We start from the raw sequence: 24,070 nt of genomic DNA, 5'->3' as shown, positions 1-24,070 counted from the left end.
GCTACCGTGCTTCAAGGACGAATGCCACGTGCAAACCGGGGCAATTTTTCTTTATTGATCAGATAGCAAGCACACTCTTTGAGACGTTGGTTCACAAAACGGTTACCCCGCAATTCGTCTTCTCTGCGGGATTCGATGAGGTAGAGAAGGTACCAGTAAACTGACTCGTAATCGTCTTCCGAAGGACCGCCGGATATTGACAGTTGCCACCAATCCATAAACTGGTTTTGGCTGGAGTTTACTAAATTGTCGTAGGAAGCTTGGTGGAGAATGTAACGAATGACATCAGCAGCAAATGCCGGTGCATGTTGTCGAACATGTTCTCCGGCAAGCTCATCATTATTGGTTTCGGGATTGTCTGCAACGAGTTTTAGCATTCCCTCTTTACCTGTTACTTAATTGATAATGAGAATCTTCTCGATCAGTATAGGTTGCTGAGGAACATCACGCATGCGAGCTTCGGGGATTGTGATGGTCTTAACCTTTGCCATTTTCTCGACAGTGTTAAAGCCCTCAATGACTTTACCGAACACTGTGTAGCCGTATTTGTGACTGTTACCATCCAGGTTACTGTTATTCCGTAGATTAACGTAGAATTGTCGTGTCGCAGAGTCTGGAGCCTTACGCCTCGCCATCGCAATCGTTCCACGCTCGTTACCTAGCCCATTCTTTGATTCGTTAACCACTTCACCATAGGTATTTGGACGTGGTTTGAATGACGCATCGTAACCACCTCCTTGTGCAACGAATCCAGGGATAACACGGTGAAACTGGGTGCCCACATAGCTTCCATCTTCCACATATTTGAGGAAGTTCTCTACGCTTTTAGGTGCTTTTTCTGGGTATAGCTCTAGTTTGAAGTTACCCACGCTGGTTTCAACGCTAACCACAGGGTTTGCTGCCATAGCCTGGGCAGCAAACAAAGAGATGACAACAAGTACAGTTTTTAACACATTTTTCATCAGAAGTTCTCGTTCATAAATGTCATGAGCTGTTGGTCACGCGCAATGTCTTGCAGTACGGCTTCGAGCAGGCTGTTCAGAGCCATTTCCATGTCTTCTACAGATGCGCTGGTAGAGCCTTCAGTGGTCGATTTACCAGTATAGCGCTTCACGAACTTGTTCTGACCATTATCGGCAACCAATTGGATCTGAACGTTGGTGTTCATCGTATGGGAAAAAACACTGTGCTCTACCTTCACTAAGGCATCAAGCAGATCCATGCGTAGCTTACCTTTGCTGTCAGCAACCACTTTATAGCCTTGTGAATTTAACTGACGGATAAGCGCATCTTCCAATACCACACGCACGTTTGAGGTAGCCTGAATTGGTTGTACATTTTTACGGCCATTATCAACGACGGCAACAAATTGTGCGGTACGCAGGTCGCGGCTCTCTACCGTAACCGGTTTACTTTGCGCGACTGGTACGGATGAGACTGAAGGCTGAGGCGCAATCGTCATCTGAGGTTCGCGGGGGGACGAGCAAGCAGTCAGGCCCAGTAACAGTCCGGAAACAAGCAGTAGTTTTTTCATGAGTTAACGCATCCCTTTAGAATCAGGCTGTTTATAAGCCTCGACAATAACAAACTTACGGTCAGAAGCAATGACTTGTGCATTGCCAAAAAGACGTTTCAATTTAGCATGATAGCCGAGGTGGCGGTTCCCAATCACTACAATGCGCCCATTGGGTCCAAGAACCCGTCTGGCGTCACAAAACATTTGCCAAGCGATGTGATCCGTCACTGTGTTCAGTTGATGGAATGGTGGGTTACATAACACCAAGTCAGCACTGTTTGGCTCAAAACCATTCAAGCAGTCGTTGACTCTGCAATCGAAACGTCCCGCTGTAATACCATGTTTAAGCAGGTTAGCAGATGCTGATGCCACAGCCATGTGACTTTCGTCCACGGCAGTCACTTTGGCCTGAGGGTTACGGCGTGCAGCTTCCACTGAAAGCACCCCGTTTCCGCATCCTAGATCAATGATATGTTTGAAGTCTTCGTTACTTGGAATATGTTTGAGCATCAAGTAGGCCGCAATATCTAGACTTTCCGAAGAAAACACATTGGCATGGTTTTGCAGCGTCATTTGGTAATCAGTAACATCAAAAGACGTGGTTTCAACAGGTGCTGATCCAAGTTGCTTTTCTTTCAGACAGAAAATCAACCGTGCTTTTTTCTTGGCCAGTGAGGTGTGTGTAGTACCAATATGTTTTTCGAACAGTTTGAGCGTTGATGTGTGAATATCTTTCGTTTTTGCGCCTGCGATAACTTGCACACCTATTCGCGAGTATTGCGATATTTGCTGGAGTTGCCAAACCAAAAAACGTGTGTATTTCGGAAGCTTCATCACAATGATATCAGCATCGTTCGGCAATGGTTCTAGCGATGAAATAAAATTCACACTGTTCAGGTTATTTTTACTGAGGTTCGCATCAGCACTGATTTGGGCGAGATGTGAATCGCTGGCAGCGGTAACGTGGTACCCTTTTTCTGCAGCCCAACAGCTTATTGCGCCAAAACCATCGTTTAGCACGAGAAGATGGCTACCTGCTGGCAGTTCGGCCTGTTCCAGTTGTTCAATCAAGTATTCATCAGCCGCATCCCATGCTTGCAGAGTGTCGTTTTTCTGGATGGGGTAACGGCGTAAAGAAAATGCCTTACCGGAAATGTCTAATGTTGTCTTCATGAGAGGTATCGGCGAAGTGCTTGTGAGAATAGAGTATATTGTCGCAAATAATATACCGAAAACGGCGCAATATGCAGGTTGTGTTGGGATTTATTTGTATTGACTGACTCATGGAAAAAGTGCCAACGCTAAACCATGAATTTCTGCAGTTGATTGAGATTCAGAACCAACCCAGTGCATTCAGCCCGTTACGTTTAAAGCCAGAGGGAACAATGAAAGTTCAGCATAGAATTGAGGAAAAACTCAATACCGCTTTTTCACCGGTGCATTTGGATGTGAAAAACGAAAGTTACATGCATAACGTACCGGAAGGGGCAGAAAGCCACTTTAAAGTCACCGTTGTCAGTGAACAGTTTGAAGGAAAACGCCTTATCGCAAGGCACCGTGCGGTAAACCAGGCTCTGAGTGAAGAATTGCAAAATGATATCCATGCACTTGCAATTCATACTTATACTGAAGGGGAGTGGCGTGAAATAAATGAGCAGGCTCCGGTCTCTCCGCCATGTCACGGTGGCTCTGTTTTAGATACCGAGTAGTGATTGACAATGGGCTGTTTTAAACAGCCTTTTTAGCGCAGTAAGGAAAATCACTACTGGATATCAGTCGTAAAGCTTGGGACCAAAACCGTCCTGAAATGTGAGCAGATGTTAAAAAATCTGAGTGTATTAGCGTGTCCGAGATGACGACAGGTCTACGTGATAGATGTTATTTCTCTAACAACTAATCTACATCACGTTTGCACCATAAGTTGTGCACCTGCTCATACTTATCGCTTACAATTGAGCATAGTTTGTTCAGTTGCTGAAAATTCAGGGTGTATCACGGTGATTGCCGTGGAATAGCGACTTTGGTTGATGATAGAATCCACCGCTTGAAAACTGACCCCATGCCTCGAATTGTTGCGGGTTGGTGATGAGGAAGTTGCGAAGGTGAGCGGATGAATCGCTCAGCCAGACAGTGGAAAGTCGTGTATTAAACTGCGCAATAACAGAATTTTTTCCCGTTAATGTAGTGCAAGTGCGTATGATTACAATAAAAAAGGGTTTGGATATCCCAATTGCCGGGACTCCAGCTCAGGTGATAAATGATGGCCCTGCCATCAAAAAAGTCGCCTTGCTTGGCGAAGAGTACGTTGGCATGCGTCCAACGATGCATGTTCGTGTTGGGGATGTAGTGAAAAAAGGTCAGGTTCTTTTTGAAGACAAGAAGAACCAAGGCGTTAAATTTACTGCTCCTGCAGCGGGTACTGTGGTTGAAATTAACCGCGGTGCAAAACGTGTTCTTCAGTCTGTTGTCATCGAAGTAGAAGGCAACGAGCAAGTCACTTTCAACAAATACGAAGCCTCCGACATCGCAGGCCTGGATCGTCAAGTGGTCGTAGACCAACTTGTTGAGTCAGGTGTGTGGACGGCGCTCCGTACCCGCCCATTCAGCAAAACACCAGCGGTTGACGCAAGTCCTGCAGCTGTTTTTGTTACAGCGATGGACTCAAACCCTCTGGCTGCAAACGCAGAGCTGATCATTAATGAACAGCAAGAAGCGTTTGTAGCAGGTCTGGACGTGCTTTCACGCCTGACCGACGGTAAGGTGTTTGTGTGTAAAGGCGAATCCAGCCTGCCGCGTAGCAACCAAGCCAATGTGGAAGAGCAAGTGTTTAATGGTCCTCACCCAGCAGGTCTGGTTGGCACCCATATTCACTTCCTGCGTCCTGTCGGCATGGACGTACAGGTATGGCACCTGAACTATCAAGACGTGATCGCTTTCGGTAAGCTTTTCCTGACAGGTGAAGTTTTCACTGATCGTGTTGTTTCTCTGGCAGGGCCAGTTGTTAACAATCCTCGTCTCATTCGCACCCAGGTCGGTGCTTCCATTTCAGACATCACTGATAATGAGTTAATGCCTGGTGAAATCCGTCTCATTTCTGGGTCCGTACTAAGTGGTACGAACGCTGGTGGTGTTCACGGTTACCTTGGCCGCTATCATCTTCAGGTGAGTGCGCTACGTGAAGGTCGTGAAAAAGAACTGTTAGGCTGGATTACACCAGGTAAGAACAAGTTCTCTGTTACCCGCGCATACTTAAGCCAGTTCTTTAAAGGCCAGCTGTTCAATATGACCACTACCACAAACGGTAGTGAGCGCTCAATGGTACCAATCGGTAACTACGAGCGTGTGATGCCTCTGGACATCGAGCCGACTCTGCTGCTGCGTGATATCTGTGCAGGTGACCTGGACAGTATGTCTCAGCTGGGCGCACTGGAACTGGATCCTGAAGATCTTGCTCTGTGTACTTTTGTTTGCCCTGGCAAGTACGATTTTGGCCCTATGCTCCGCGAGTGCCTGGATCAAATTGAGAAGGAAGGGTAAGCAATGAGCCTGAAGAATTATCTTGAAGATATCGAGCATCACTTCGAGCCTGGTGGCAAACACGAGAAATGGTTTGCGCTTTACGAAGCAGTAGCAACCGTTATTTATACTCCTGGCCTTGTGACCAAACGCGGTGCACACGTTCGTGATAGCATCGACCTCAAACGTATCATGATCATGGTGTGGATGGCTGTGTTCCCTGCCATGTTCTTCGGTATGTACAACGCAGGTAACCAAGCCATTATGGCGCTGAACTCTATGTACAGCGGCGACCAACTGGTTGCGGTTATCGATGGTAACTGGCACTACTGGCTAACGGAAATGCTTGGCGGCACGCTTTCTTCTGAAGCGGGCTGGGGCAGTATGATGATGCTGGGTGCGACTTATTTCCTACCAATCTACGCAACGGTGTTCATCGTTGGTGGTTTCTGGGAAGTATTGTTCTGTATGGTCCGCAAGCACGAAGTGAACGAAGGCTTCTTCGTGACCTCTATCCTGTTTGCTCTGATTGTTCCACCTACACTTCCTCTGTGGCAAGCAGCACTGGGTATTACCTTTGGTGTTGTTGTTGCAAAAGAAATTTTCGGTGGTACCGGTCGTAACTTCCTGAACCCTGCACTTGCTGGCCGTGCGTTCCTGTTCTTTGCATACCCTGCACAGATTTCAGGTGACCTGGTTTGGACTGCGGCTGACGGTTATTCAGGTGCGACAGCCCTTAGCCAATGGGCTCAAGGTGGTCAAGGCGCGCTGGTTAATAACATTACTGGCCAAGCAACCTCTTGGATGGATGCATTCATTGGTCACATCCCAGGCTCAATCGGTGAAGTGTCAACGCTGGCAATCTTCATTGGTGGTGCAATGATCGTAGCGATGCGAATCGCATCTTGGCGCATCATTCTGGGTACCATGATTGGTCTTGTAGCTACAGCGACCCTGTTTAACATCATAGGCTCTGACACTAACCCAATGTTCAGCATGCCATGGCATTGGCACCTGGTTTTGGGTGGTTTTGCGTTCGGTATGATGTTCATGGCGACTGACCCAGTTTCCGCGTCGTTTACCAACAAAGCGAAATGGTGGTACGGCATCCTGATCGGTGCGATGGCAGTGATGATTCGTGTGGTTAACCCAGCATACCCAGAAGGTATGATGCTGGCTATCCTGTTTGCGAACCTGTTTGCGCCACTGTTCGACAACCTGGTAATCCAGGGCAACATCAAACGGAGACTGGCTCGTGTCAAGCAATAACGATAGCATTAAAAAAACGCTGACCGTAGTTATCGCGCTGAGCCTAGTGTGTTCAGTCGTGGTATCTTTCGCGGCCGTTTCTCTGCGCCCTCTGCAAGAGAAAAATGCCGTACTGGACGTACAGCGCAACATCCTTTCTGTTGCTGGTATCGATGCGAACGGCAACATCACTGGAACCTTCGACAAGTTCATCGAACCGCGTCTGGTTGACCTGAAGACAGGTGAGCTTGTAGGTACCGTTGAAGAAGCGAAGGCTTTTGACCAACGCATTGCAGCATCTGACCCATCTCAGTCAGTAAAACTCACTGCAGACAAAGATATCGCCAAGATTGGCCGCCTGTCTGACATTGCCAAAGTTTACCTGGTAAAAGACGGCGCGGGTCAAACTGAACGTCTGATCCTGCCAGTACACGGCAGTGGTCTATGGGGCATGATGTATGCTTTCGTTGCACTGGACACAGACGGCAAGACTGTTTCTGACATCGCTTATTACCAGCACGGTGAAACTCCGGGTCTGGGTGGCGAAGTTGAGAACCCTCGCTGGCGTGCACAGTTCGAAGGCAAACTGCTGTTTGATGACAAAGGCATGCCAGCACTGAAAGTTGTTAAAGGCGGTGCTCAACCTGGAGACGTTTACGGTGTAGACGGTCTGTCAGGTGCAACTCTGACTTCAAACGGTGTACAGCACACGTTTGACTTCTGGTTTGGTGACAACGGCTTTGGCCCATTCCTGAAGAAAGTTCAACAGGGAGAGCTGATAAATGGCTGATTCTAAAGAACTGAAAAAGAATCTTTGGTCTCCAGTACTGGATAACAACCCAATTGCCCTTCAGGTATTGGGCGTGTGTTCTGCACTGGCAGTAACCACCAAGCTGGAAACAGCGTTTGTAATGACCCTTGCGGTAGTTTTCGTAACGGCATTCTCCAACCTGTTCGTATCGCTTATTCGTAACCACATTCCTAACTCTGTGCGTATCATCGTTCAGATGGCGATCATTGCATCGCTGGTAATCGTGGTAGACCAGATCCTTAAAGCTTACGTTTACGACATCTCTAAACAGCTGTCGGTATTCGTTGGTCTGATCATCACCAACTGTATCGTTATGGGTCGTGCAGAAGCGTACGCGATGAAGTCGCCACCGCTGCCATCATTCATCGACGGTATCGGTAACGGTCTGGGTTACGGTTTCGTACTGATTTCTGTTGGCTTCTTCCGCGAACTGCTGGGCTCAGGCAAGCTGTTCGGCGTGTCAATCCTGCCTCTGACTTCAGAAGGTGGTTGGTACCAGCCAAACGGTCTGATGCTTCTGGCCCCATCAGCGTTCTTCCTGATCGGCTTCCTGATCTGGGTTGTACGTTACTTCAAACCTGAACAAGTAGAAGCGAAGGAGTAAGTACGTAATGGAACATTACATTAGCCTGCTGGTTCGTTCGATTTTCATCGAAAACCTAGCACTGTCTTTCTTCCTGGGTATGTGTACTTTTCTGGCGGTGTCCAAGAAAGTAAAAACCTCTTTCGGTCTGGGTGTTGCGGTAATCGTAGTACTGTCTGTGGCCGTTCCGGTTAACAACCTGATTTACAACCTGGTACTGAAAAACGGTGCGATTGTTGAGGGCGTGGACCTTAGCTTCCTGAACTTCATCACTTTCATCGGCGTTATCGCGGCACTGGTACAGATCCTGGAAATGGTTCTGGACCGCTTCTTCCCGCCGCTATACAACGCACTGGGTATCTTCCTGCCGCTGATCACAGTGAACTGTGCAATCTTCGGTGGCGTATCTTTCATGGTTCAGCGTGACTACAACTTCATGGAGTCTGTGGTTTACGGTTTTGGCTCTGGTGTGGGCTGGATGCTGGCGATTGTTGCGCTGGCAGGTATCCGTGAAAAGATGAAGTACTCTGACGTACCACCTGCACTTCGTGGTCTGGGGATTACCTTCATCACTGTAGGTCTGATGGCGTTAGGCTTTATGTCTTTCTCCGGTGTTCAACTGTAAGTCGGGTAAACCGCGAATTAAGGAATAGTCAATGGACATTATTCTTGGTGTAGTGATGTTTACTCTCATTGTACTGGCACTGGTACTGGTGATTCTGTTCGCCAAGTCCAAGCTGGTACCATCAGGTGACATCACGATCGCTGTAAACGGCGATCCAAGCCTTGCAATCACCACGCAACCGGGCGGTAAGCTTCTGAGCGCGCTGGCAGGTGCAGGTGTATTCGTATCTTCAGCTTGTGGTGGTGGTGGTTCATGTGGCCAGTGCCGCGTGAAAGTGAAATCGGGTGGTGGTGATATTCTGCCAACTGAACTTGACCACATCAGCAAGGGTGAAGCGCGTGAAGGCGAGCGTCTGGCCTGTCAGGTAGCAATGAAAACTGACATGGACATCGAGCTCCCTGAAGAAATCTTCGGCGTGAAGAAATGGGAATGTTCTGTTATCTCTAATGATAACAAAGCAACCTTCATCAAAGAGCTGAAGCTACAAATTCCAGACGGCGAGTCAGTACCGTTCCGTGCGGGTGGTTACATCCAAATCGAAGCGCCTGCTCACCACGTTAAGTATGCAGATTACGATGTTCCAGAAGAGTATCGTGAAGACTGGGAGAAGTTTAACCTGTTCCGTTACGAGTCCAAGGTTAACGAAGAAACCATTCGTGCGTACTCAATGGCGAACTACCCAGAAGAGTTTGGCATCATCATGCTGAACGTGCGTATTGCGACGCCACCACCTAACAATCCAGACGTACCGCCAGGCATCATGTCTTCGTACATCTGGTCTTTGAAAGAAGGTGACAAGTGTACGATCTCAGGTCCGTTCGGTGAGTTCTTCGCGAAAGATACTGACGCAGAAATGGTGTTTGTGGGTGGTGGTGCAGGTATGGCACCAATGCGTTCACATATCTTTGACCAGCTTAAGCGTTTGAAGTCTAGTCGTAAGATGTCTTTCTGGTACGGTGCGCGTTCTAAGCGTGAAATGTTCTACGTAGAAGATTTCGATGGCTTGGCGGCAGAAAACGAAAACTTCGTTTGGCACTGTGCACTTTCTGATCCTCTACCAGAGGACAACTGGGAAGGCTACACTGGCTTCATTCATAACGTGCTGTACGAGAACTATCTCAAAGATCACGACGCGCCGGAAGATTGTGAGTTCTACATGTGTGGTCCTCCAATGATGAATGCCGCCGTGATCGGCATGCTGAAAGACTTGGGTGTTGAAGACGAAAACATCCTGCTGGATGACTTCGGTGGCTAATCACTACACAGTCTGAAAGAGATAATGGCTGGCCTTTGGGTCAGCCATTTTGCATCTAATCAGACAGAATCATTGTTTTCTCAAAGGCTTTTTAAGCTTACCATAGTCGAAAGTGATTCTTTCTGATCCTTCTTTTAAACAACTGGATGATGTAATGAAAAAATTCCTGTTGTCAGTCGGTCTAATGATCAGTGCGCTGCTGGTTTTGGCTGCCTGTGAACAAGCACCTAAGCAAGCGCACCTGACAGGGTCTACGATGGGCACCTACTACTCGGTGAAATACCTTGCCGATGGTGACACGCGTGCATCCAATGATATTCAGGCAGAGATTGATGCGCGTCTGGAGTTGGTTAATGACCAGATGTCGACCTACCGCAAAGACTCAGAGTTGAGTCTGTTCAACCAGCAAAAAACTAGTGAACCATTTACTGTGTCGAAAGATACGGCAAAAGTGGTGGCAGAGTCGATTCGTTTGAACACTTTGTCTGACGGTGCTTTGGATGTGACAGTTGGTCCTTTGGTCAATCTCTGGGGCTTTGGTCCTGAAGGACGCCCCGATCGGGTGCCAACGGTCGAGCAGATTGCTGAGCGTCGTGCGATGACAGGTATTGAGTTCTTGTCTGTGGACGGCAACAATCTGATCAAAACCAATCCGGGTTTATATGTTGATCTATCGTCAATCGCCAAAGGCTTCGGTGTAGATGTGATTGCCAACTACCTGACATCTTTGGGTATTAGTAACTATTTGGTTGAGATTGGTGGTGAACTTCAACTGAAAGGTAAAAATGCAGAAGGGCAGCCATGGCGTATTGCCATCGAAAAGCCAACTTCTGAACAGCAAACCGTGCAGGAAATCATTGCACCGGGTGATATGGCTATTGCCACATCAGGTGACTACCGAAACTATTTTGAAGAAAATGGTGTTCGTTACTCGCACACCATCAACCCAGCAACAGCCAAGCCAATCAACCATAGGCTTGTGTCTGTAACGGTGCTCGATAAGTCTTGTATGACGGCGGATGGTCTGTCTACGGCCTTTATGGTGATGGGTCCAGATGCGGCGCTTGCATTAGCGAACCAGGAAAATATTCCTGCATTTTTCATTGTAAAGACGGATAATGGATTTAACGAAGTCGCATCGGATGCGTTTAAACCCTATCTCACACGTTAAAGGTAATAAGATGTCTGTGTATCTGATAACCTTCGCGGTATTCATTCTGGTGATTACTGGTATGTCTATTGGCTTCATTATTCAGCGCAAAACCATCAGCGGTAGTTGTGGTGGTCTGGGCGCAGTCGGTATCGAGAAAGAGTGTGACTGCCCAGAACCATGTGATGCGCGGAAGAAGCGTGAAGCTCGGTCAGCCAAGACCGAAGAGTGGAAAAAGAATCAAATCATTTAAACAAAAAACCGCCTGACCAGGCGGTTTTTTTATGACTTCAGAAAACATAGGCTTCTTTATTTTTGAGAGGTATTGGGGGGATGTCAGATTGACATCTGGCTGCATTGCTGTATATATAAACAGTGTTAAGTCTGAGCGAGCGAGTTTATGAGAAAGATAATCCACGTCGACATGGATTGTTTTTACGCAGCAGTTGAGATGCGGGATAACCCCTCGCTGCGCGATATACCTCTTGCTATTGGCGGTTCTGAAAAGCGTCGCGGGGTGATTTCGACTTGTAATTACATCGCCCGTAAGTTCGGTGTGCGCTCTGCCATGGCAACAGCCTATGCCTTGAAGCTTTGCCCAAACCTCACGGTGATTCGTGGGGACATGAATAAATACAAAAGTGTTTCCCGCCAAATTCGCGCTATTTTCGAGCGCTACACCGACAAAATAGAACCCCTCTCTCTAGATGAAGCATACCTAGATGTTAATGAATGCTCACTCTTTCAAGGTTCTGCGACCATGATTGCTGACGATATCCGTCGAGCCATCCGAGAAGAACTTGGCCTGACTGCTTCTGCAGGGATAGCACCTGTGAAGTTTGTTGCCAAGGTAGCGTCCGACCTTAACAAGCCAGATGGAATGTATATTGTGACGCCGGATGAGGTGGATGCATTTGTTAAGTCTCTGGCGCTCGAGAAAATACCGGGTGTTGGAAAAGTGACTTTGACGAAGCTTCACGAGATGGGGCTTTATAAAGGCGAAGATGTCCAACAGTTTGATAAGAACACACTGCTCAAACGATTTGGGAAGTTTGGTCTTTCCCTCTGGAAACGTTGCCATGGTATTGATGAACGAAACGTTGAAACGGAGCGTGTCAGAAAATCTGTGGGCGTTGAGCGCACCTTGCCAGAGGATATTCAGACTGAAGAAGAATGTATGGATGTGATGACCAGTCTCTTTGAAGAGATGGAAACCCGACTCAAACGTGTGTCACCCAATATGGAGATTGTCCGGCAGGGCGTAAAACTCAAATTCTCTGATTTTCAGCAAACCACGGTGGAACATCGCCAGTGGCGTTATGACAATGCGATGTTTCCTGAGCTGCTGCACGAGGCGCTATCACGACAGCAGGGGAGGGGAGTGCGGCTTATTGGCCTGTCGGTAGGATTGAAGTCAGCAGAGAAGAATCAGCCTTCGCAACTCAGCTTTGAGTGGTAATGGCTTGGAGAGAGCCATGAATAGAAAAGAGCGCCAATTAGCGCTCTTGGATTATACCTTCTCAGGGATGGCTTTCAGCATTGCCACCATTTGCTCCCAGAAGAGTCCAACAGTTGTAATTTTCACTTTCTCATCCGGGGAGTGAGGGAACTTGATGGTTGGACCAAAGGAGATCATATCCATGTTTGGATACGGTTCTTTGAACAGGCCACACTCGAGACCAGCGTGGATCACCATGATGTCAGGAGCACGACCATAGATGTCTTCATAGGTTTTTCTAAAAACATGCATGATTTCTGAGTTTGGGTCTGGTTTCCAGCCCGGGTATGCGCCAGAGAAGGTGACTTTCGCACCCGCCAGTTCACCAGCGGATTTCAACATGCTTTCTACATAGCTTCGCCCACTGTCAGCCAGAGAGCGAATAAGACAAAGCAGGGTCATCTGGTCGTTTTCAGTGGTAATCACACCGAGGTTTAAAGAGGTTTCTACTACGCCGGGAATATCATCACTCATGCGAATTACCCCATTAGGACAGGCATTGATAGTGGCGATAACTCGGCTTTGAACGGTTGGCTTAAACGCTTGCTCAGTAAGCTCGGTATCCAGAACCGATAGTGCGACGGAGGTCTCTACAGCGCCCAGTTCTTCTTTCAGAATAGATTCAAAATGACTGAACAGATTTGTCAGCTTTTCCTCGTTGGCTGCTGGGACGGCGACATCTGCAAAAGCTTCACGCGGGATGGCATTGCGAAGTGTACCGCCGCGGACTGAAAGCAGACGAAGGCCCAATTCGTTCGCGTGACCAGCTAGAAAGCGGCCCAACAGTTTGTTTGCATTTGCACGGCCTGTGTGAATATCAACACCGGAGTGACCACCTTTCAGACCTTTAATCTGTAGCTTTTTACCTACGTAACCGACGCCTAGGGTTTCACGTTCCAAAGAGAAAGCAATGGAGGCATCTACACCGCCGGCGCAACCCATGTAGATTTCACCTTCCTGCTCCGAGTCGGTATTGAGGAGGATTTCACCTTCTAGCCAACCAGCCTTCAAGCCAAATGCACCAGTCATGCCGGCTTCTTCATCGATCGTCAGCAGCACCTCCAGAGGACCATGCTCAATGTCTTTAGACGCCAGAACCGCAAGACATGTTGCCATCCCCATGCCATTGTCAGCGCCTAATGTGGTGCCATCGGCTGTCACCCAATCGCCATCAATATATGGACGTATCGGATCGGTCGTGAAGTCATGTTCTGTGTTTTCGTTTTTCTGCGGCACCATATCGATGTGTGCCTGAAGCACGACACCTTTGCGGTTTTCCATACCAGCCGTGGCAGACTTTCTGATAATCACGTTGCCGATATCGTCACGTGTGACAGAAAGTCCTTCACCGCTTGCCCAGTCTACAATGTACTGTGCCAGTTGCTCTTCATGCTTGGATGGGTGAGGGATAGAACAGATCTTATCGAAAAACTGCCACACAGGCTGTGGCGATAGTTGGCTGATTTCTGACACAGGTTTTCTCCAGAAAACTCGAAATAAAAAGGCGCTTTACAAAGCCAAAATGGGTTTTATGCCCAAACAACCCGAAGGTAGGGCCTCAATGCGCCCGCTTCTTCGTTAAATTCCACGAAAATAGAACGACTATTCCTCGCAAAATTCGCTTCGAATTGAACGCATTGATAACCTCTGAATGCGAGCATCTTTAGGTTATTTGGATATCACTACATTGATTCTGTCCCATACGACATACCATGTCTATGTGCGAAAACGGCATGCCATTATGGCATGCCGTCAAATTAACAGAATTTGTAGTGTAAAAGTATGCTTTGTTAAAAGCATACCTCTGGAGTAAGTGCGGTTGACTACATCTTGAACTGGCCGATGGCACTTTTAAGTTGAATGCCCACTGCCGACAATGCCAAGCTTTGCTCTGTGAGGTCACGGCTTTGTTCAACGGTCTCCCGTCCTTTACTGACAAGATTGTTCAGGTTGACGTTAATATCTTCCGTGGCAGAAGCTGTTTGGCTACACGCAGAAGCTATAGATTGTGTTACTTCAGTGATGTCTACAACCTTGTCGTCAATGGCCGTCAAAGCTTGCTGGGTTAGCTGGTTGTGCTCGGCTGTAGCCTCAGAAAGGGTCTGCGTTTTACCTAGCTCTGCATTTAGTGACGAAGCGCGGGTTTGCAGTGAAGTAATGATGGTTTCAATTTCATCAGTGCTCTGTTGGGTACGGATGGCTAAAGTACGAACCTCATCTGCTACCACCGCAAAACCTCTACCTTGATCGCCAGCACGTGCAGCCTCAATAGCAGCGTTTAACGCAAGCAAATTAGTTTGCTCCGCAATGGAGCGAATGACATCTAGCACCTGACCCACATTCTTTGAGTCATCTGACAGCATATTCGCTTCGTTAGAAGCGCTCTGAATACTATTAACCATCCCTTGCATCTGGTGGTGCATATCGTTGACAACTTTTTGACCTTGATGGCATTCATTTGTAGCAAGTTGCGCTTCCTGCGCAGCATGTGCGGCTGAAGAAGCCATTTCTTGATTACTGGCCAGCAGTTCATTGACGGCGGCGGAAATGCTGTCGATTTCTGCACTTTGCTGATTTGCCAGTCTTTCGGAACTTTCAGATAAACGAGCCATTGCATCCGCTGATTTGGCGAGCGTGTCAGACACTGGATTTATATCTCCGACTATGCCACGAATTTGTTCGATGAAACGGTTGAAGAAGCGGGCTATCTGACTGAGTTCGTCTCGACCGGAAGAAGGTAGTCTGTTTGATAGATCTCCCTGACCACTCGATATATCTTCCAGTGCTTTGGCCGTATTGACGCTTGGTGCAACGATAGATTGTCCGATAATTGCGCTGATAAAAAGAACTATTCCAAAAATCACTGTCATACACGCAATCAGAAATGTAATCCCGCTGGCAAAATTAGATTTTACGTCATCCACATATATGCCTGTGCCCAGAATCCAGCCCCAGGGCTGAAAAAGCTTCACATAAGAACTCTTTTGAACAGGGACGTCAGAATCCGGCTTACTCCAAAAATAGTCAACAAAACCACCTCCTGAACGTTTGGCTGTTGATGCCATTTCAACGAACAGACGATTCCCCGCCTTGTCTTCAAATTGACTAAGATCTTTACCATTTAACTCAGGCTTAATAGGGTGTAAGACCATTGCAGGCTGACTGTCATTAATCCAAAAGTAGTTGCCCTGGTCATATCGGAGAGCCGCAATCGCATCAAGAGCGGCCTGCTTGGCTTCTTGTTCCGTTATATCGCCATTTTTATAGCGGTTGTAATGGTATTCAATTAGTGAATGGCCGCTTTCCACAAGTACTTTGGTTTCATCCTTTTTATACTCCATCAAGGCTTGGTAGTTTTGACTGGCGAATAGATAAATTGGGATTACCATGGCGCTTAGAATAATCGCGACAAGTATGAAAACCCTCTGGCGGATTTTGATATTACGAATAGCGTTGACAAGCATCAGAGTACATTCCTATGTTGTGACTGAAGGAGCTACAGCATCAACTGCAGTTTGTCCGTGGTTCGCTTTTCAGCTGGGTTTAGAGCAGCCTATATGAGCGAGTCCTGTCTTGTTGTGTCTTAATTATAGTTATACTGTCTACTTTTTCAGCATGACGTTTGGTATTCAAGTAATTATGGTGAAATAGCTAGATGTCTTAACATTTTTCTCTATAACATTTGAAACCGTGTGTAATTAAATTACATTAACTGGAGGGTTTTCAGGTAAAGAGTGATCTATGTCGCTTTATTGGTTGTAATAAAGTAACGAAAAAGCTATTATCCCGCTGTCCCTTGGATTGGGCTCTTTGCCCGGGACATGGCCATGCGCTTTCATTTGTTTATGGATAAGCCCGAAATGTATTCGTCTCCACGGAACCGAGCTTTTAACGAAGCTGCATTCTTTTCGAATTTTTTTGAGGTAATAAGCTGATGAAAGGTAGCTCAGCGTGTCAATACTGGAATCGCGGTTCTGTATACACCACTAATTTTCGCTATCCGGCGATGTTCGGGTACAGCCGTAAGTAAGTTTACTTGTTCCCCCTGAGGACCGAGGTCCTCAACTGTAATACCCCGCTCTAACAGATACTTTGTTTCCGCAGTTTGGGAACGCCATTTTTATCTGGCGCCACTTTTAAAGTGGCGTTTTTTTTACCTATCAATTGGTGAATCATTGAGCAGATCTCATTCTGTTCAGCCACTTCTTTATATAACTCTCAGATTTCAACACAGTACATTTATTAAGCAGCGTTTCCTTCTAACATAATATGTACAGACCTTAGGGTCGCGAACTGTCGTTTAATTCGCCAGCAATCAAGATTTTCAAGTGGTTATTCACGCTGGAAATTTTGTGATGTGGCGGGTAATATGCGCGTCAAATTTTCACGCAAACGTTTTCCACAAACGTTTGCGTGAAAATTTTCCAAATTCTTACTTTCCAAGGAACAGAAAGCCATGCTTGAGCGTCTTTTTAAACTGAAAGAGCAAGGTACAGATATCAAAACCGAGGTTATTGCAGGACTGACTACCTTCCTGACAATGGCTTACATCATTTTCGTAAACCCAGCGATTCTATCTGAAACAGGTATGGATCGTGGTGCAGTCTTTGTTGCAACCTGTTTAGCGGCGGCAATTGGCTGTTTCATCATGGGCTTGGTTGCAAACTATCCTGTGGCCCAGGCGCCAGGTATGGGTTTGAATGCATTCTTTACCTACACTGTTGTGTTCCAGATGGGTTACTCATGGCAGGTGGCATTGGCCGCAGTATTCCTGTCGGGTGTATGTTTTATTGCGTTAAGCCTGTTCAAAGTGCGTGAGTGGATTATCCACTCAATTCCGCTTTCACTGCGCACCGGTATCTCTGCGGGTATCGGTATGTTTCTGGCGCTGATTGCATTGCAAAACTCCGGCATTGTTGTTGACCATCCAGCAACGCTGGTTTCAATGGGCGATTTGTCTGCTTTTGGTCCTGCGATGGCAGCATTGGGTTTTTTCTTGACTATTGGCCTAGTTAACCGCGGCATCAAAGGTGCAGTAATGATTGCGATTCTTATCGTGACTGCATTGGGTGTGTTGTTCGGCGAAATCCAATATGGCGGCATCATGTCTGCACCACCAAGCATTGCTCCAACTTTTATGCAGCTTGATTTTGCCGGTGCGATGGAAGTCGGTCTGATTTCTATCGTGTTTGCTTTCCTTTTCGTTGACTTGTTTGATACAGCGGGCACCTTGGTAGGTGTTGCGCAAAAAGCAGAGCTACTGGATAAAGATGGAAAACTGCCACGTCTGAACCGTGCACTGTTGGCTGACAGTACCGCGACTACTGTGGGTGCGGTTCTGGGTACATCGAATACTACGTCATATATTGAAAGTGTGTCAGGGGTTGCTGCAGGTGGCCGTACTGGTCTGACTGCAGTGACTGTGGGTATCATGTTCCTGCTTGCGTTGTTCTTCTCTCCATTGGCAGGTATGGTTCCGGCATATGCAACCGCGGGTGCACTATTTTACGTCGCTATCCTTATGATGTCGGGCCTGGTGAGCGTTAACTGGCGTGATTTGACGGAGGCGGCACCTGTTGTTGTAGTGTGTCTGTTGATGCCTTTGACCTACTCCATCGCTCACGGTATTGGTCTGGGCTTCATCTCTTACTGTGCGATCAAAGCATTCAGTGGTAAAGGACGTGATGTGCCTATCAGTATTTGGGTTCTTGCTGCCCTGTTCTTGCTGAAATTTGTTATGTAAGACACAATACGCCGCAATCGTTTTACTGAGTTAAATTGGCGTCTAACGCCTGAGGTTTTCTAAATGAGCAACAAGTTTGTTATCACCTGGGACAACATGCAAATGTACACCCGCCAATTAGCTGAAAAGCTGCTACCGGCAGAACAGTGGAAAGGTATTATCGCGGTAAGCCGCGGTGGTCTGGTTCCTTCAGCAATTCTGGCGCGTGAGCTGGGTATTCGCCACGTGGATACAGTTTGCATTTCTAGCTACGATCACGATCACCAGCGTGATATGCGTGTTCTGAAGAAAGCAGACGGAGATGGCGAAGGTTTCTTGGTAGTGGATGATCTGGTTGATACCGGGGGTACTGCAGAAGTGATTCGCGAAATGTACCCGAAAGCGAAATTCGTGACTGTTTGTGCGAAGCCAGCCGGTAAGCATCTGGTTGATGACTATGTCGTAGATATCCCGCAGGATTGCTGGATTGAGCAACCATGGGACATGGGCGTGACTTTCGTTGAGCCAATCTCAAAGCGCTAATCGTTACCGGTTTTGAAAGCCCCTTTATGGGGCTTTTTTTGTGTTTGAAGTTAGGCGCTTATCATTCATGTGAAGCGATGGTTTTCAGCATGTTTGAGTATAGAATAGTATCAGTTCAGTTATTTAATCAGGGAGAGGTTACGTGAGCGAAGCCGAATCCGAAAACCTTTCAGTAAAACTCTTCAAACAACACAAGCATGCCAAGGAAACCTCGACCATTGTTGGGTCGGTCAACCAATCGGCAAATTGTGTTCACAACACTTTAGATGGAGACAGCAATAACAGCTGGTACCGTACGCTGCGTCGCCCTCAGTGGATTTGGCAAGGTATTGATCCCATTGAGATGGAAGCAACTTTGGCGCGTATTGCGGGCTCTGATAATAACCGCACCAGTGAAACGCTATTGGATACGGTTGTGGGTTATCGACCTGGAAACTGGTCCTATGAATGGACGCAGGAGGGCATGAAGCATCAGAAGCTTGCGCAAGAGAGCGAAGAGCGGGGAAACAAAACTGATGCTGCGGAGCATTGGCTACATGCCTGTACCCATTTCAGTATTGCTGCCTACCCCCATTTAAAAGGCGATCCTCTTTCTTTGCAGGCTGAAGTGTTGGCCAACAAGGCTTTCCACTCTGCAATTGAAAAATCCCAATACAAAATCAAAAACATCATCACTAAGGTTGATGGTAAACCGCTCGAAGGTTTCCTGTACCTTCCCCATACCAATGAGCCTTTACCTACTGTGATCGTCAGTGGTGGTTTGGATACATTGCAGACTGACTTATGGCGTCTGTTCGAAACCTACTTTGCACCTGCGAATATCGCCATGCTGACTTTGGATATGCCGTCTGTTGGTCGTAGCTGTCATTGGCCCCTGAGCGAGGATACCAGCAAGTTGCATCAGGCGATGCTGAGTGAGCTCACTTCAGTACCTTGGGTTGACCATCATCGTGTCGGCTGTATGGGCGTACATTTTGGCGGTAATGCTGCAGTTCGTATGGCGTTTGTGGAAGAGAATCGTATCAAGTCTTGCGTATCCATTGGTGGGGTATTGCACGCCTTACTGAGTGATATGCAGCGCCTTAGACAGATCTCACCGATGCATCTAGATACTATCGCTTCCCGAATGGGGAAAGTGCAGGCGTCAACATCGTTTTTGACTCAGTTGCAAGCGCTGTCGCTAAAAAATCAAGGACTGCTATCCGGCCGAAAAACCAAAGTGCCGGTATTGGCGTTAAGCCTGGAAGGTGACCCAGTTTGCCCAGAAACGGATAATCAACTTGCTGCACTCTACAGTTTTGGTGGCAAGGCGAAGACGCTACCCAATAGACCACTTCATGATGGATATCACAGAATAATGAATGATGCTGTGAAATGGTTTAGCGATACATTGTGATATAGATCTTCTTAACGGCGTGGAGCATTCATTAAATGCTCAAAGCAATGCTCGATGGGACGATATATTGATCGTAGCGTGTTATACAAGCATTACCTGCTGGTGAAAATGCACATAATAAAAATGGGGGCTTTGCGCTAAACAGCCCCTTTTTTGCCAGTACGCGGTAGTGTTGAAACGGAACCTTTCTCGTCTTATGGGAGCTTGCTATGACCGATGAAACAAAAACGCTTTCACATGGGCGCCTGCTGACGCGTTTTGCGCAGTTGGGGCCTTACTTACGCCAAAATAAATGCTCGGAAGAAGGGTATTTCTTTGATTGCCTTTCTGCTTGCGTGAATGCCAAAAAATCACCAGAATGCCGTGAGTTTTGGGGCTGGTGGATGGAAATTTCACCCAAAGAGGGTGGGTTTGAGTACGCTTATACTTTCGGTAAATTTGATACCGAGGGATCGTGGAAGGCGGAGAATGTACCAAATAAGTCTTCTACCGAAGTAAAAGCCTCGCTTGATGCGTTTTATTCAAAAATAACTGAATTTGTCGAAGGCGAATTGGGATTGGAAATCACTGCCAAGCCTTCACTGAAAGAGCCTAAACTGGGTTCTGCAGCCTAAACCTCTCCTTTTGATGAATTATGTGATTGAGTTGCTTTAATCACTTGTTATCTTGGTCTGGGATTGATAAAAGAAGGGCTTAATCGCTTTTATGTTGTCAATGTCATGTCAGGCCAAGAAAACGTTTCATCTGTCTATTCTGGTGCTGGCGATACTTCTGATCGTCAGACCATCGTCGTTAAGCTCGGTACCAGTGTACTGACTGGCGGCTCCAAGAAAATCGACCGCGCACATCTCGTTGAGCTAGTGCGTCAGTGCGCCATGCTTATTCGAGAGGGACACAAAGTTATTGTTGTCACTTCTGGTGCGATTGCTGCGGGTCGTGAACACCTCAACTATCCAGACCTTGCCAGTACCATTGCTAATAAGCAAATGCTAGCTGCTGTAGGTCAAAGCCGTCTTATCCAGGAATGGGAAAGCATGTTTGCCATTTATGGCATTAACATTGGTCAAATGCTGCTGACCCGTGCTGACTTGGATGACCGCGAGCGTTACCTTAATGCACGCGACATGCTTCAGGCGTTGCTGTTGAACAATATTGTGCCTGTGGTGAATGAAAACGATGCAGTTGCGACGGCGGAAATCAAAGTTGGTGATAATGACAACCTGTCAGCGCTGGTTGCGATTTTGGCTGAAGCTGACAAGCTGCTACTTTTGACTGACCAACCCGGTCTGTTTACTGCCGATCCGCGTAGCAATCCGGAAGCCGAGCTTATCCGTGAGGTACATACCATTGACGAGACCCTGCACAAGTTGGCTGGCGGCAGTGTAAGCGGTTTGGGGACGGGTGGTATGGCAACCAAATTGCAGGCAGCAGATGTTGCTCGCCGTGCAGGTATTGAAGTGACGATCGCAGCAGGTAGTCGTCCGGAAGTGATTCAACATTTGGTGGATGGCAAAGAGGCCGGTACGCGCTTCCTTCCCTTGGAATCACCTCTGGAAAGCCGCAAGCGGTGGATTCTGGCTGGGCCTCCTCCAGCGGGTAACATCATTATTGACGACGGCGCCGCGAAAGCAGTGGTTGAGCGTCACAGCAGCCTGTTATCAAAAGGCATTACTGGGGTGGAAGGTCATTTTGACCGAGGTTCAGTAGCACGCATCTGTAACCAGAAAGGTAAACAGTTGGCACGCGGTATTTGTCGCTACTCAAGCAAAGATCTCAGCGCGATCGCGGGTCGACATAGCCAGGATATTCAAGATATTCTGGGATACGCTCACGGCGCGGTCGCAGTGCACTGCGACGACTTGGTCGTTATCGATTAATCAGACTGTGGCAGAAACCGCAGTTATTCAGGAAGAGCAATAGAGGCTGAAATGAGTCTTCAACAAATGGGACGTGCAGCGAAAGACGCTGCTTACGCACTAGCAACGGCACCGACAGCGCAAAAGAACAAAGCGCTGGCAGTCATTGCTGACGAATTGGAAGCGAACGCAGCAACTATCCTTGCTGCCAATGCAAAAGACATCGATGCGGGACGCGAAGCGGGTTTGCCCGACGCGATGCTGGATCGTCTTTTGCTGAACGAAGCGCGTCTGGCGGGTATTGCTGCTGACGTTCGCAACGTGATTTCGCTGTCTGATCCCGTTGGCAGTGAGATTGACTGCAAAGTGCTGGAAAATGGCATGACACTGAGCCGTCGCCGTGAACCCATTGGCGTTATTGGTGTGATCTATGAAGCGCGCCCGAACGTGACCATTGATATCGCTTCTTTGTGTCTGAAAACCGGTAATGCCAGCATTCTGCGTGGTGGTCGTGAAACCTTCCACTCAAACGTTGAGCTGGTGAAAGTGATTCAGACGGCGCTAGAAAAAGCCGATTTGCCAGCTGCATCTGTGCAGTACATTGAAAAGCCGGATCGCGAGCTTGTGGGTGAGCTGCTTCGCCTTGACGAGTATGTTGACATGATCATCCCTCGCGGCGGCGCGGGTCTTCACAAAATGTGTAAGGAAAACAGCACGATTCCTGTGATCATTGGCGGCTTCGGCATCAGTCACTTGTTCGTAGATAAAACGGCTGATCTCGAGCGCTCACTGGATGTGATTATTAATTCCAAGGTTCAACGTCCTTCTGCGTGTAATGCGCTGGATACCTTGCTGGTACACGAAGCGGTTGCCGCTGAGGTGCTGCAAAAACTGACGCCACTGTTCAATGACAACAAGCTGAAAATCGTTGCTGATAAAGCGTCGCTGCCATTGCTGGGCGGCGTTGCAGATCTGCAGGAAGTAACGGAAGGTGATTTCGACACCGAATGGCTGAGCTACACACTGGGCGTGGCTATGGTCGCCGATGTGCATGCTGCGCTCAAACACATGCGTGACCACAATGCGAGCCACTCAGATGCGATCCTGACCAACGATCTGGCAGCAGCAGAAGCTTTCATCAATGGTGCAGGTTCTGCGGCGGTATACGTGAATGCGTCTACTCGCTTCACTGACGGTGCACAGTTCGGTCTGGGTGCAGAGGTTGCGGTATCTACTCAGAAACTGCACGCACGTGGTCCTATGGGCTTAGAAGAGCTGACCACCTACAAGTGGGTCGGTAAAGCAGACTACCTGCCACGCGCTTAAACCGCGCACCAAATGAATATTGAAAGGCACGCGAAAGCGTGCCTTTTTCTTTTCTGCCAATCTCTTTGAAGGTAATCTTTCGCCAACCTTTACGATTGAAAAAGACCGCCATGGATTACACCACGCTCTCCCGCATCAGCCTGAAAAACCTCACTGTGATGCATGTGCTCTTGATGACGCACAGCGTGACACAAACGGCAGAGATTCTTTGCGTGACGCCATCAAGTGTCAGTAAAGCATTGGGGCAGCTTAAATCCGATCTGAATGACGAACTCTTTTTCCGTCGCGGCAACCAATTGATGCCGACGCAATATGCGCTCAGCATTGGTCCTGCTATCCATAACGTGCTTTCCAACATCAGCGGTATCTTTGAGCAGGGTGAATTCGCACCTGAGAGGTTTGGCGGCAGTCTGTCACTCGCCATGCGGGAAAGTACTTTTGAACTTTTCGCGCCCACGCTGTGTGATATTTCCCAAAAACTGAGTGCCAGTGCGCAGCTTAGTATTTCCACCAAGGAGCAATTCAGTTTCGAAGCGCTGCTGAGTGGGAAACTGGATTTTCTCGTACTTCCTCACGATGTCAGTCAGCCACCAACGCTCAGCAAAAGCCTAGTCTGGCAGACGATTCTGGAGGATGAAATGGTGTGTTTGATGAACCCAAACCATCCGTTGGCAAGTGCGGAGTTAGACATTGATGGCTACCTGAGTTGTCGCCATATCAATGTGATAGATAAAGATTTGTCAGAGCCGTATTTCGAACAAACCCTAACCCAGCACTATGGTGCGCGCCAAATAGCCATGCGCGTGGCGGACTTTGGTTCGGCAGCATCCACCTGTCACCACTCAAACTATTTGTTTACCTGCTCTAAACGTTGGGCGGAAACCGCGTTGCAGGCAAAAGGACTGGTGGTGAAATCTCTGCCATTCGATTATGGGCAGGTGGCATACAGTCTGGTGTGGAATACGGTGAGCTTGAATAACCCAGCCTGTCGTTGGCTTCATAGCCAGCTTATTGCCGAGAGTTAA

At 47.8% G+C, this 24,070-nt stretch carries 23 protein-coding genes; 17 read left to right on the top strand and 6 right to left on the bottom strand.

The genetic code is table 11. The features are described 5' to 3' along the window. Positions 1–11 precede the first annotated feature (11 nt). Genes VP504_RS07320 through VP504_RS07305 form a run of 4 tightly spaced genes read right to left on the bottom strand, consistent with a single transcriptional unit; the run spans position 12 to position 2,689 of the window. Entirely contained in the window at positions 12–377 is a 366-nt protein-coding gene (locus VP504_RS07320) for a hypothetical protein (protein WP_062708487.1), read from the bottom strand. 18 nt (positions 378–395) lie between these two features. Then, positions 396–962, bottom strand: coding sequence for a peptidylprolyl isomerase (locus VP504_RS07315; RefSeq protein ID WP_062708489.1), 567 nt, complete (start codon positions 960–962; stop codon positions 396–398). Further along, positions 962–1,534 carry a YajG family lipoprotein gene (locus VP504_RS07310; protein WP_062708501.1) on the bottom strand — a complete coding sequence of 191 codons (573 nt, stop codon included), beginning with the start codon at positions 1,532–1,534 and terminating at the stop codon, positions 962–964. The genes VP504_RS07315 and VP504_RS07310 overlap by 1 nt, the downstream gene beginning before the upstream one ends. Before the next feature lie 3 nt (positions 1,535–1,537). Then, positions 1,538–2,689, bottom strand: a complete 1,152-nt coding sequence (locus VP504_RS07305) for a methyltransferase (protein WP_062708504.1) — start codon at positions 2,687–2,689, stop codon at positions 1,538–1,540. A 212-nt stretch (positions 2,690–2,901) separates the two neighbouring features. On the opposite strand from VP504_RS07305, the gene bolA reads away from it, so the two are divergent. From bolA to dinB, 10 genes are all read left to right on the top strand, one after another. After that, on the top strand, positions 2,902–3,225 hold the full coding sequence (gene bolA / locus VP504_RS07300) for a transcriptional regulator BolA (RefSeq protein ID WP_062708553.1): 324 nt from the start codon (positions 2,902–2,904) through the stop codon (positions 3,223–3,225). A 487-nt stretch (positions 3,226–3,712) separates the two neighbouring features. Further along, positions 3,713–5,053 (top strand): Na(+)-translocating NADH-quinone reductase subunit A, encoded by a 1,341-nt coding sequence (locus VP504_RS07295; RefSeq protein ID WP_325893625.1) that lies wholly within the window; start codon positions 3,713–3,715, stop codon positions 5,051–5,053. A 3-nt stretch (positions 5,054–5,056) separates the two neighbouring features. Further along, on the top strand, positions 5,057–6,301 hold the full coding sequence (locus VP504_RS07290) for an NADH:ubiquinone reductase (Na(+)-transporting) subunit B (protein WP_325893624.1): 1,245 nt from the start codon (positions 5,057–5,059) through the stop codon (positions 6,299–6,301). Continuing rightward, positions 6,288–7,070 (top strand): Na(+)-translocating NADH-quinone reductase subunit C, encoded by a 783-nt coding sequence (locus VP504_RS07285; protein ID WP_325893623.1) that lies wholly within the window; start codon positions 6,288–6,290, stop codon positions 7,068–7,070. The genes VP504_RS07290 and VP504_RS07285 overlap by 14 nt, the downstream gene beginning before the upstream one ends. After that, on the top strand, positions 7,063–7,695 hold the full coding sequence (locus tag VP504_RS07280) for an NADH:ubiquinone reductase (Na(+)-transporting) subunit D (RefSeq protein ID WP_002537043.1): 633 nt from the start codon (positions 7,063–7,065) through the stop codon (positions 7,693–7,695). Before VP504_RS07285 ends, VP504_RS07280 begins: the two co-directional genes overlap by 8 nt. 7 nt (positions 7,696–7,702) lie before the next feature. Beyond that, a complete protein-coding gene (nqrE, locus tag VP504_RS07275) occupies positions 7,703–8,299 on the top strand; it encodes an NADH:ubiquinone reductase (Na(+)-transporting) subunit E (RefSeq protein WP_002537045.1) in 597 nt (198 codons plus the stop codon). Positions 8,300–8,330: 31 nt separating this feature from the next. Beyond that, a complete protein-coding gene (gene nqrF / locus VP504_RS07270) occupies positions 8,331–9,554 on the top strand; it encodes an NADH:ubiquinone reductase (Na(+)-transporting) subunit F (protein ID WP_325893622.1) in 1,224 nt (407 codons plus the stop codon). Between the two features lie 154 nt (positions 9,555–9,708). After that, positions 9,709–10,725 (top strand): FAD:protein FMN transferase, encoded by a 1,017-nt coding sequence (locus tag VP504_RS07265; protein ID WP_325893621.1) that lies wholly within the window; start codon positions 9,709–9,711, stop codon positions 10,723–10,725. A gap of 10 nt (positions 10,726–10,735) precedes the next feature. Further along, the gene (nqrM, locus tag VP504_RS07260) at positions 10,736–10,957 is read left to right on the top strand and encodes a (Na+)-NQR maturation NqrM (RefSeq protein WP_325893620.1); all 222 of its coding nucleotides are present in this window, start codon (positions 10,736–10,738) and stop codon (positions 10,955–10,957) included. Between the two features lie 147 nt (positions 10,958–11,104). Continuing rightward, on the top strand, positions 11,105–12,163 hold the full coding sequence (gene dinB, locus VP504_RS07255; RefSeq protein ID WP_325893619.1) for a DNA polymerase IV: 1,059 nt from the start codon (positions 11,105–11,107) through the stop codon (positions 12,161–12,163). A 51-nt stretch (positions 12,164–12,214) separates the two neighbouring features. Here dinB and VP504_RS07250 read toward each other — a convergent pair whose 3' ends face one another. Continuing rightward, complete coding sequence (locus VP504_RS07250; protein ID WP_325893618.1) at positions 12,215–13,675, bottom strand: aminoacyl-histidine dipeptidase; 1,461 nt, start codon at positions 13,673–13,675, stop codon at positions 12,215–12,217. A 350-nt stretch (positions 13,676–14,025) separates the two neighbouring features. Beyond that, positions 14,026–15,666, bottom strand: coding sequence for a methyl-accepting chemotaxis protein (locus tag VP504_RS07245; RefSeq protein ID WP_325893617.1), 1,641 nt, complete (start codon positions 15,664–15,666; stop codon positions 14,026–14,028). Between the two features lie 992 nt (positions 15,667–16,658). On the opposite strand from VP504_RS07245, the gene VP504_RS07240 reads away from it, so the two are divergent. The 7 genes from VP504_RS07240 to VP504_RS07210 all read left to right on the top strand — a co-directional run bounded on the left by VP504_RS07240 (position 16,659) and on the right by VP504_RS07210 (position 24,070). Continuing rightward, entirely contained in the window at positions 16,659–17,945 is a 1,287-nt protein-coding gene (locus VP504_RS07240; RefSeq protein ID WP_325893615.1) for an NCS2 family permease, read from the top strand. Between the two features lie 63 nt (positions 17,946–18,008). After that, positions 18,009–18,467: a xanthine phosphoribosyltransferase gene (gene gpt, locus VP504_RS07235; RefSeq protein ID WP_325893613.1), complete on the top strand. Its 459-nt coding sequence runs from the start codon at positions 18,009–18,011 to the stop codon at positions 18,465–18,467. Between the two features lie 142 nt (positions 18,468–18,609). Next, positions 18,610–19,863 carry an esterase FrsA gene (gene frsA, locus VP504_RS07230; protein ID WP_325893612.1) on the top strand — a complete coding sequence of 418 codons (1,254 nt, stop codon included), beginning with the start codon at positions 18,610–18,612 and terminating at the stop codon, positions 19,861–19,863. A gap of 209 nt (positions 19,864–20,072) precedes the next feature. Further along, complete coding sequence (gene crl, locus VP504_RS07225; protein WP_325893610.1) at positions 20,073–20,477, top strand: sigma factor-binding protein Crl; 405 nt, start codon at positions 20,073–20,075, stop codon at positions 20,475–20,477. A 105-nt stretch (positions 20,478–20,582) separates the two neighbouring features. Continuing rightward, positions 20,583–21,740, top strand: a complete 1,158-nt coding sequence (proB, locus tag VP504_RS07220; RefSeq protein ID WP_325893609.1) for a glutamate 5-kinase — start codon at positions 20,583–20,585, stop codon at positions 21,738–21,740. 51 nt (positions 21,741–21,791) lie between these two features. After that, positions 21,792–23,045 carry a glutamate-5-semialdehyde dehydrogenase gene (locus VP504_RS07215; protein WP_325893608.1) on the top strand — a complete coding sequence of 418 codons (1,254 nt, stop codon included), beginning with the start codon at positions 21,792–21,794 and terminating at the stop codon, positions 23,043–23,045. A gap of 110 nt (positions 23,046–23,155) precedes the next feature. After that, positions 23,156–24,070: a LysR family transcriptional regulator gene (locus VP504_RS07210; RefSeq protein WP_325893607.1), complete on the top strand. Its 915-nt coding sequence runs from the start codon at positions 23,156–23,158 to the stop codon at positions 24,068–24,070.

This window comes from Grimontia sp. NTOU-MAR1 (genome assembly GCF_035758505.1).
Lineage (GTDB): Bacteria > Pseudomonadota > Gammaproteobacteria > Enterobacterales > Vibrionaceae > Enterovibrio > Enterovibrio marinus.
The sequence above is the reverse complement of the archived record's forward strand: the minus strand, read 5'-3'. Positions and strand labels throughout refer to the sequence as shown.